Raw genomic sequence first — 10,113 nt, forward strand, 5'->3', positions numbered from 1 at the left:
CGCCTGGGTCTGCGATGGGTCTAGCCGATACGAATGAGTTTCTTGTTCACGAATTCGCTGGCACCGTAGCGTCCGAGTTCGCGACCGAAGCCGCTTCTTTTCACTCCGCCGAACGGTAGCTCCGCGCTGCCGGCGTTGACGAGGTTGACGTAGACCATGCCGGCCTCGATGCGGTCGGCAACCCGCAGTGCCTGCTCGGGATCGGTCGTGAACAGGTAGGAGCCGAGCCCGAACGGAGTGTCGTTCGCGAGGGCGATGGCTTCATCTTCTGAGCCTGCCCGGTAGACGAACGCTACGGGGCCGAAGAACTCCTCGTGGTATGTGTCGTTGTCTCGCGTGACATCGGTGAGCACGCCAGACGGGTAGAAGTTACCAGACCGTTTGCCAGTGCCCGCCAAGGTCGCTCCCTGTGCGACTGCACGCTCGACCTGCTCCGCGAGATGTTCGGCCGCGTCGAGGGACGAGAGGGGTCCGTAGTCTGCCCCGGGGACGGTCGGGTCGCTGGGAGAGCAAGCCAGGATGGCGGCGGTGAACTTCTCCATGAACTCATCGTAAAGTTCATCGATCACGATAAATCGCTTGGCGGCGTCGCAGGCCTGCCCGCCATTGCGGAGGCGACCGGCAACGGCGGCATCCACTGCGGCGGCCATGTCGTCGGTGCTCAGCAGAATGAACGGGTCTGATCCGCCCAGCTCCAGCACGACCTTCTTGAGGTGACGACCGGCCACCTCGGCAACGGCCGCGCCGGCGCCCTCCGAACCGGTGAGGGAGACGCCCTGCACCCGCGGGTCGGCGATGATCGTGGCGACCTGCTCGCTGTCCGCGTACACATTGGTATAGGCACCAGCCGGAAAGCCTGCGTCGTGAAAGATTTGCTCAATCGCCGCGGACGACTCCGGGCACTGCGACGCATGCTTGAGGATGATCGTGTTGCCTGTCATGAGGTTCGGTGCGGCGAAGCGCGCAACCTGGTAGTACGGGAAATTCCACGGCATGACACCGATCAGCACACCGAGCGATTTGGAACGCATGAACGCGGAACCCTCGCCGCTCAGCAGGGTGATTGGTTCGTCCTTCAGAAATTCCTGCGCGTTGTCGGCGTAGTACCGGTAGATGTCGGCGGCGTAGTCGACCTCGCCGAGCGCTTGATCGACGGGCTTGCCCATCTCGCGCACGATCATGGCCGCCAGCTTGTCACGGCGCTCCTCATGCAAATCGCCGACCCTGCGCAGGAGTGTGGCCCGCTCGTTGGTTGAAGAGCTGCGTGACCAGCCGCGGTGGGCCTCATCCGCCGATGCGATAACCTGCTCGATTTCATCAGCAGAAAGCTGGGCGTAAGTTTTGATGGTTTCGCCTGTGGCGGGGTTGACAACGGCATGGTGGCTCACGAGCCACCTCCTTTCACGGTCGGACTATGTTCCGGAAATTGGCACTGATACGAGCCAACCATGTTCGCGGGATTTGTCAAGGCGAATGAGGCCAGCGGAAGTTGCGGCGGCTCGTTTCGTCTCGGTGTGGTCTTCTTAGCCTGAATCCACGGGTCGACGTGGGATTTTGACGGCGCGATATACCAAGAATACCCAGCTGATCAGGTAGATAGAACTTGTCTAGAGTTTGAATTTACCAAACAGATGAGCATCTTGTAGATGCAAGCTACCCACACCGACCGCACCGTTTCTGCATCATTTACCGACCCGAATCTTGTGTCGTGCGCTGAGTTGGTCCCGATCATGAAATTGGCCGCCAGAGCGGGGCTGGCGACCCTGGCCGATCAGTGGCTGACCGTCCCCGCCGACAAGGGTGCCAACGCCGGCTTGAAAGTCACCTCACTGGTCGGAGGGATGGTCGCCGGCGCAGACTCGATCGACGACCTCGCGATTCTTCATCACGGCGGCATGCGGAAGGTCTTCACCAACTGATACGCGCCGTCGACGTCGGGGTCGTTCCTGCGCGAGTTCGCGTTCGGTCACGTCCGGCAGCTCGACGCCGTCGCCTCACGCTTCATGCGGGGCCTCGCGCCCGAAACCCCACTGCTCGTGCACGACACCGACGGCTACATCTTCCTCGACATTGACGACACCATCATCGAAGTCCACGGGTACCAGAAGGAAGGCTCCGGCTACAGGTACTCCGGCGTGCGCGGCCTCAACGTGTTGCTCGACGCGCTGAAAACTGACGTGTCAGTGCCGATCATCATCAGCGCCGATCATCATCGGTCAACGGCTCCGCCGCGGTGCGTGCTAGTCACAGCGCGGCGCCGCCCGTTTGATCCGTGATGCCCTCGCCACTACCAAACGGCTCCACGGAGCCGAAAAAACGCGCGCGCTCCTCCGCGCCGACTCTGCCTGCTACGGTCACGCCTCAATCAGTGCGGCCCTCACAGCCGGTGCCGACGTCTCCGTCACCGCCCGCGTGAACCCCGCCATCAAACGAGCGATCGGAACGATCCCCGACAACGCCTGGACAGCGATTGCGTACACCAACGCGATCTATGACAACAGCACGAAAACGTGGATCACGTAGCACCGAAGTCGCCGAGGTCCCGTTCACCGCGTTCACGTCCCGCAAGAAGGCTGAGAACATCACCGGACGCCTGGCTGCCTCGTGTTCGCGGGGCGTGACACGGCCGGCAAGGGCGGCACTACCAACGCACCACCGCGCAGGTGAGCCCCCGGGTCTTCCGAGTCGCGGCACTTGCCGTTCCCACTGAACGCGAGAAGTCCCAGCTGTACATCCAGCGTTACCTGGAGCATTTCCCCGCAGCCGGCGAGCTGGTCCTCTTCGACCGCAGCTGGAACAACCATGCGGGCGTGGAGCGGGTGATTGGTTTCTGCACTCCGGATCAGACCGAGCACTTCCTGCGGATGACGCCGCTGGGCGCTTTGGTATGTCGCGCATACCGACGACAAGAAGAGGGTTCGCCTCGACATCATCAGCCACCTCCTCAGCCTGGTGCCGTACGTGCCGTTCCCTGGGCTCGACGTCAGGCTCCCCCAGCGCCAGAAGCGCGGTGACTACCGGGGGCCGAAGCTGACGGTTCGACAGATTCCGACCCCGTTCATAGTCACGTCGCGATGCCCGTCGCGATGGGGAGCCGGTGATGCAAGCCACAACCGCAGCATCCACTGCCCCGGTGCCGGCCATCGCCTGAACCAGCTTTCCTGAACTAGCCTTGACCTGCACGGTCCAACGGCGGGTGGGGGTAGATGTGACATTGCTTGAAGGTGCGATCATCCTGATCGCCGGGCTGGCCGCGGGAGTCATCAACGTGGTCGCCGGCGCCGGAACACTCATCACCTTCCCCGTTCTCCTGGCGTTGGGCGTGCCGCCGATCACGGCGAACGTGTCCAATACCGTGGGTCTGATCCCTGCGTCCATTGCCGGCGCCCACGGCTACCGACGCGAGTTGCGGTCGCAGTGGCGCCCCGTAGCTGTGATGGCGATCTTCTCCGCCGTGGGCGGCATCGTCGGCGGTCTGCTCCTGCTCGCCCTGCCCGCACAGGCGTTCGCCGGCGTCGTGCCCTTCCTGCTGCTGCTGGCCGCGGTGCTCTCGGCGATCCAGCCTCGGGTGGCCGGCTTCGTGCGACGTAAGGCGCCGGCGGCACCCGCCGGCACACTGCTGACCAAAACGGATACGCGTCCCCTCACCCTCGGGCTCATTCTCGGGGTGCTCGCGACGGGCGTGTACGGCGGGTATTTCGGTGCCGCCCAGGGGGTCGTGCTGCTCGCACTGCTGGGCATACTCTGGTCCACCGACATACACCGGGCCAACGGGACCAAGAACGTGCTCGCCGGAGTCGCGAACATCGTTTCGGCGATCATCTTCATCTCCAGCGGGACCGTGGACTGGAGAATCGCTCTCCTCATCGGCATCGGCTCCGCGGCGGGCGGCTGGCTGGGTGCCCGTATCGGCCGCACGCTCTCCGCGCCGGTACTGCGCACCATCCTGGTCGTGGTCGCGGTGACCGCCGCAGTGGTGCTCTTCCTGAGCTAGGGGGCGGAGCCGCCCGGGCCCGGCGCCGAACCAATTCGACGGAGATTTTGAGGCAGCGCGCAGTTTTGGGCAGATTTGGAGCCGTTTCGGCCCAAATCTCCGTCGAATTCGTCAGGGAGACCGGATGCCGCAGTCTGGCGCGGGTGGGTGGCGCGCCACCGTCTGAGACGGGCGGCGCGCCACCGCGTGTCACCTGAGGATGCGAATGAGCTTCTTGTTGGCAAACTCCGCGATGCCGAAGCGTCCCAGTTCACGGCCGAAGCCAGATCTCTTCACTCCACCGAAGGGCAGCTCTGCTCCGTCGAGGAGCGAGCCGTTGATGAAGACCATCCCGGCGTCGATCTGGTCCGCCACCCGCAGGGCCTGTTCCGGGTCGGTGGTGAAGAGATACGAACCCAGGCCGTACGGGACGTCGTTGGCCACCTGCACGGCCTCGGCCTCGTTCGCCACGCGATAGACGGCGGCGACCGGGCCGAAGAACTCTTCCCGGTAAGCGTCACTCTGAGTGGACACGTCGGTCAGGACCGTCGGCGAGAAGAAGGCACCCATGCGGTTTCCCCGCGCGGTGACGGTTGCGCCCTGGGCTTCGGCGCGCTGGAGCTGTTCCTCGAGGCCCTCGGCGGCACCGAGGGAGGACAGCGGGCCGAGCGTGGTGTCCGGCGACGTGGGGTCTCCGGGAACGTTGCCGGTGATCTTCGCTGTGAAGCTCGCCAGGAAGGCGTCGTACAGGCCGTCGATCACGATGAAGCGCTTGGCCGCGTTGCAGGACTGGCCGGAGTTGTCGAGGCGAGCGTCGACGGCGGCGTCGACCGCTTCGTCCATATTGTCCGTGCTGAGCAGGATGAACGGGTCGGATCCGCCCAGTTCGAGCACGACCTTCTTGAGGTTGCGGCCGGCGACCTCCGCGACCGCCGCACCCGCGCCTTCAGAACCGGTCAGCGACACACCGCAGACACGGGGGTCCGGAATGATGATGTCGGAGATCTGAGCACTGGAGGCGTAGACGTTGCGGTATGCGCCGTCGGGGAAACCGGCATCCGTGAAGATCGCCTCGATCGCGGCAGCGGACTCGGGGCACTGCGAGGCGTGCTTGAGCAGGATTGTGTTGCCGAGAACCAGGTTCGGACCGGCGAAGCGGGCGACCTGGTAGTAGGGGAAGTTCCACGGCATGATCCCGACGAGCACTCCGAGGGAGGCGCTCCGAATGAACGCCGAGCCTTCACCACCGAGCAGCTCGATCGGTTCGTCGGCGAGGAAGGCCTCGCCGTGGGTCGCGTAGTACGAGTAGATATCGGCCGCGAAGTCGACCTCGCCGAGGGCCTGCGCGACGGGCTTGCCCATCTCGCGCACGATGAGCTCGGCCAGATGCTCACGCCGCTCGGTGTGCAGGTGCGCGACACGCTGCATCAGGGCCGCGCGCTCGGCGACCGACGTGCGGCGAGAGAACTCACTGTGCGCACGGTCTGCGGCTCCGATGGCCTCGGTCACCTCAGCATCGGTTGCCAGAGTAAAACTCGGTCCGCTGTCCCCGGTGGCGGGGTTCGTGACTGTGTACTTGTTCATATTTTCTCCCCAAGCTTGCTTCGTTGACGCCGATCAAGACGGGACCGCTGCTGCCGGAGCCGGTCGCGCCCGTGTCGTTACAGTCTGCCGCTGTCAGGGGTTTTGGCCAGCCATTTTGGTGAACTTTTTCGGCCTTCCGGGTCTGTCACCGGATTGCGTTCAACTGTCAGGCGGCACAACCCGTCGGCGTTTCAGTCGAGGCCGCGAGCGCAAAGCGCCGCGAGCTCGGCGCGGGGGTGCTCGGCGCGGGGGTGGTCAAGCACGTCGTGCACGCTACCAGCCGCCCTGCAGCACCTCGTCGAGTCGGTCGACGAAGAAGTCCGCGCTCTCCCGACTCAAGCACAGGGGCGGCTTGATCTTCAGCACGTTCTGCCTCTCCGAGGTGGGCTGCACGATCACGCCGAGCTCCAGCATCCGTTCGCAGATGGCGGCGGTCTCGCTGACCGCCGGCTCCAGGGTGTCCCGGTCGCGCACGAGTTCCACCCCCATGTACAGGCCCAGGCCGTGCACCATCCCGATCAACGGATGCCGTTCCGCGAGTTCTGCAAGCCGGCCTGCCAGGTGCCGGCCGACGGCATCCGCATTCTGCTGGAGGGATTCGTCCCGGATGACGTCGAGCACGGCCAGCCCCGCGACGCAGCTGACCGGACTGCCGCCGGCCGAGGAGAAGAAGTTGCCCTCCCTGGCCAGGGATTCGGCGATGTCCCGGCGGGTGAGCACCGCGCCGAGCGGGTATCCGTTGCCCATCGCCTTGGCCACCGTGAGGATGTCGGGCACGACGCCCTGCTGCTGCACGCCCCAGAAGTGGCTGCCCAGCCGGCCGTAGCCGACCTGCACCTCGTCGGCGATGCACAGCCCGCCGCGTGCACGGACCTGCTCGTAGACACGGGCGAGGTATCCCGCCGGGGGCACGACGCCGCCGGCATTGCCCAGCACGGGCTCGCAGATGAACGCGGCCAGGTCAGCCCCCGGGCCGTCCGGATCGGCCAACAGCCGGGCCAGGTCGGCCGCGTACTCCCCTGCCGCCCCGGCACCGCGATGCGTCCCGCGATAGGAGTTCGGAACATCCGCGATGTGCACCCAGTCGGGCCGGGAGGCCAAGGAGAAAGGGTTGTCGTAGGCCGAGGTCGACACCGCGTCGGAGGCCGACGTCCAGCCGTGGTAGCCCTCTCGTAAGGCGACGACGTTGCTGCGACCGGTGTGGATCCGGGCCAGGCGCAGGGCCAGGTCCACGGCCTCGCTGCCGCTGTTGACCAGAAGCACGGTGTCGAGGATGGGATCCGGTGATGTCGCCACGATGTGTTCGCAGAGGTCGGCCAACGCCGAGTAGAGGAACCGGGAGTTCGTGTTGAGCAACGCCAGCTGATCGCTCACGGCACGGGTGAACCGGGGGTGGCTGTGCCCGATCACGGCGACGTTGTTGACCATGTCAACGTAGGAGCGCCCGTGAGTGTCGATCAGCAGTTCCTGCCAGCCGCGTTCGATCTGCGGCGGCCGTTCGTAGTACTTCTCCTGCGCCGCGGCCATCATGGCACCGCGACGGGCCAGTTCGATCGCCGGGTCGACGACGGATGCCTGCGGCGCCAGCCCAAGCAGCCGCGCCGGGTCCGGTGCGAGGGTTGCCCACGCGGCGGCCCGGGAGGGCTGGGTGAAGTGCGGGACCGGCAGACCCGGGCGAGCGAGCTCCTGCACGGTCACCCGAGCAACCGGGCTCGCGACGCCCACGGGCTCCCCTGCGGCGATCGCGGCCCCCGGCACGAGGTTCGACACGATGCCGCCGATGCGCAGCCCGAAACCGGCCAGCGTCAGAACCAGAGTGTCGCCTCCGATCTCGGTGACCGAGGCAGCCGCGGGCGCGACGATCACCGAACCGGCAGGCAGGAAGACCTCGGTGAACAGCGCGAACGTGTCGGGTTCCCGGCGCGAGTGCGGCGGGGTTCGGGTGAGCCGGAACTGGCCGTAGGGGGCGACGGCGGCGCTGCGTCGGGCGAGGGCGGCCTGCGCGAGCCGCCACTCGGCATCCGTTGTCTGCCAGAGGCCGTCGGCCAGGGCCGGGCTGGTCACGGTGAAATCGAGCATTTCGTAGTCGCCGTCGGCGAGCGCGGGGATCATCGGCACGGTCGTCTGTTCGGGCACGGTCGTGTGTTCGGGCACGGTCGTGTGTTCGGCACCAGTGTGCGGCCGCCGACCGAGCGCCTGCCGGATGGCCGCGTCCGCTTCCTCCCAGCCGATCGCGCTGGCTGCGGCGAAGACCTGCCATTCGGCGTCCATCCGGTGCCTCGCGTAGTCGTTGTCCGCGTCGATCTGCACCTGCTGCTCGCCGCTGGCCACCAGCACCGCCCCGCGGAGCACGATCAGCGGCCAGAGCGCGGTGATCTCGGCCTCGGTCAGGGGAACGACCTCGTCGAAGGCGACGATCGCCTCGAGGGCCGCCAGCGGATTGTCCGGCATGTGGTGCAGAACGGATGCCGCCGTGACCGCCAGCTCCGCGACCAGCCACCCGGTGGCCAGATCGCCGAAGTCGATGACTCCCTCGGGCACGTGGTGGCCGTTCGGCAGCACCCGGCAGATTACGTTGTCGTCGGTGATGTCCCCGTGGATGGTCTGCAGCCGCAGCACGGAGGCCACAGCCGCCAGACGTGCGGCGGCGCTGTCGGCGATGGCACGGAGCTGATCCCTGGTCTCTTCCGCCGGCACCCAGCGCATCAGCAGGTCGATCACGGTCTTCGCGTTGCGCAGGTCCCACTGCAGCGTGCGGTCGAGGCCGTCCGCCGCGAAGTCACGCAGGTGCAGCGACGTGGTGCCCGAGAGCCGGCCGAGCGCCCGGACCACCGGCGGGGCCAGATAGCCCCGCGCCTCGAGCGACGGGCCCTCGAGGAAGGTGAGTAGCCGCACCGGGAGGAGGGCGGCATCCGTTGCGTGCCAGTGCTGGCGACTGAGGCCGTTCAGCCCCCGCACGGGCTGCGGCACGCGCATGCCGCGCTCGGTTAGGAACACCATCACCGCGTCCTGCGCGGCCAGCTCGGCGGCTGAGAAGGCCGGGTTGTCGACCTTGAGCACGTAGCGCTGCGTCGCTCCCCCCGCAGAGTCACCGGCGGAGTCACCCGCGGAGTCACCGGTGGCGGCACTGGTGGCGGCACCGGTGGCGGTGATCAAAAAGTTGCGGTCCTGCTGGCTGCCGAGCTCGCGGGCCGTGCCGGTGATCCCGAAGAGCGAGGACGCCATCGATTCGGCGTCGGCCGCGGTGATATCCGGGCGCACGAGCCCTTGGCCGCTGAAGAAATCAAAACCAGGCACGTCGACGCTCCTCGCAGATAGTGCAATGAATCCTGCCAGTTTGGCACCAGGGCCGCTCGTTCTGTGCGCCCAACGCTCAGTTCGCGCGCAACTCGGAGCCCGGCGGGCAGAGATGACATCATCGAGAGAGACAACGTCGTCGTCACAGACCAAGGGACGCGAGCGAACACTCGTGGATTCCGGGAACGAACAACGACCGAAAGCCGCCGCAGTGAACCACTTAGCAGAGCCCTCCGACATCCGACTCATCGTTTCAGACATGGATGGCACTCTTCTCGACGACGACGGCAACGTGCCCGACGCGTTCTGGCCGCTCCTCGACGACCTCCATCGGGCCGGGATCCTGTTCGTGCCGGCCAGCGGACGCCAGTATCAGACACTGCACGGCATCTTCGGCGAGCACGACGGACTCATCTACATCGCGGAAAACGGAACCAACGTGGTGCAGGACGGCATCAGCATCGACGTCGAACCCGTCATGTCCGAGATCATCGCCCCCATCGTGGACTGGGTGCGCGGCACCGCCGCCACGGGTGCCGACCTGGGGCTCGTCGTCTGCGGCGCCCGGAGCGCCTACATCGAGCGCAGCGACGAGCGCTTCGTCGACCAGGTTCGCCGGTACTACGCAGCGGTCGAGGTCGTAGCGGATGTGCATGCGGCCGCCCTCGACGATGTCATCTTGAAACTGGCGATCTACGACCCTGCCCGCGCCGAACAGCGAAGCGGACCGGCCTTGCGCGGCCTGGGGCTGCCCGCGGAGGTCGTGGTCTCGGGCGAGAACTGGGTCGATGTGATGCGCCAGGGAGCGAACAAGGGTCGAGCGTTGGAACGGCTCCAGCAGCAGCTCGGCATCAGCCGGGCCCAGACGATGGCGTTCGGCGACTACCTCAACGACGCCGAGATGCTCGATGCCGCCGGGCACTCCTATGCCATGGCCAACGGCCACCCGAGCATCCTGGCGCGCGCCGCGAACATCGCGCCGTCGAGCTCGGAGGCCGGCGTGGTCAGCAGCATCCTCGCCGCCCTACCGCACCTGCAAAGTGCGCACGTGACCGCCTGATCGCCCGGTAGCTCCCTGCCGCGCCTCCGTCCCGAACGAATTCGACGGAGATTTTGCCCATAGCGGGCCCGAACACGACGGAATGGCTGTTTTCGACGAGAATCTCGGCTCTCCTGCTTCATCTGTGGGTGTTGCGGAGCGCCTTAACGGCCGCACGCCGCTTCCTGTCTAGGTTTCTGACTGTCTAGGAACAGAAACT

6 protein-coding genes and 1 pseudogene are annotated in these 10,113 nt (G+C 66.3%); 4 read left to right on the forward strand and 3 right to left on the reverse strand.

Features of this window, described 5'->3' with window-relative positions:
- Positions 1-20: 20 nt before the first annotated feature.
- The gene (locus tag E3T34_RS05410) at positions 21-1,388 is read right to left on the reverse strand and encodes an NAD-dependent succinate-semialdehyde dehydrogenase (RefSeq protein WP_134342400.1); all 1,368 of its coding nucleotides are present in this window, start codon (positions 1,386-1,388) and stop codon (positions 21-23) included.
- 258 nt (positions 1,389-1,646) lie between these two features.
- Between E3T34_RS05410 and E3T34_RS16410 the strand changes: the two are divergent.
- The 3 genes and pseudogenes from E3T34_RS16410 to E3T34_RS05435 form a co-directional block, all read left to right on the forward strand.
- Positions 1,647-2,596, forward strand: a pseudogene (locus tag E3T34_RS16410) (IS1380 family transposase); the annotation flags it as partial.
- A gap of 67 nt (positions 2,597-2,663) precedes the next feature.
- Positions 2,664-3,014 (forward strand): hypothetical protein, encoded by a 351-nt coding sequence (locus tag E3T34_RS16415; RefSeq protein ID WP_241977345.1) that lies wholly within the window; start codon positions 2,664-2,666, stop codon positions 3,012-3,014.
- A 194-nt stretch (positions 3,015-3,208) separates the two neighbouring features.
- Complete coding sequence (locus E3T34_RS05435; protein ID WP_134342404.1) at positions 3,209-3,994, forward strand: sulfite exporter TauE/SafE family protein; 786 nt, start codon at positions 3,209-3,211, stop codon at positions 3,992-3,994.
- A 189-nt stretch (positions 3,995-4,183) separates the two neighbouring features.
- Here E3T34_RS05435 and E3T34_RS05440 read toward each other — a convergent pair whose 3' ends face one another.
- Together E3T34_RS05440 and E3T34_RS05445 are read right to left on the reverse strand one after the other, a co-directional pair.
- On the reverse strand, positions 4,184-5,557 hold the full coding sequence (locus tag E3T34_RS05440) for an NAD-dependent succinate-semialdehyde dehydrogenase (protein ID WP_134342405.1): 1,374 nt from the start codon (positions 5,555-5,557) through the stop codon (positions 4,184-4,186).
- A 273-nt stretch (positions 5,558-5,830) separates the two neighbouring features.
- Positions 5,831-8,854: an aminotransferase gene (locus E3T34_RS05445; protein WP_198412263.1), complete on the reverse strand. Its 3,024-nt coding sequence runs from the start codon at positions 8,852-8,854 to the stop codon at positions 5,831-5,833.
- Positions 8,855-9,065: 211 nt separating this feature from the next.
- On the opposite strand from E3T34_RS05445, the gene E3T34_RS05450 reads away from it, so the two are divergent.
- A complete protein-coding gene (locus E3T34_RS05450) occupies positions 9,066-9,914 on the forward strand; it encodes a Cof-type HAD-IIB family hydrolase (protein ID WP_255409035.1) in 849 nt (282 codons plus the stop codon).
- The last annotated feature ends 199 nt before the right edge of the window (positions 9,915-10,113 follow it).

It is taken from the genome of Cryobacterium sp. TMT1-62 (assembly GCF_004403145.1).
Lineage (GTDB): Bacteria > Actinomycetota > Actinomycetes > Actinomycetales > Microbacteriaceae > Cryobacterium > Cryobacterium sandaracinum.

Coding starts and splice junctions, on each gene's coding strand:
- E3T34_RS05440 (WP_134342405.1), bottom strand. CDS start 5,557: ATGAACAAGTACACAGTCACGAACCCCGCCACCGGGGACAGCGGACCG.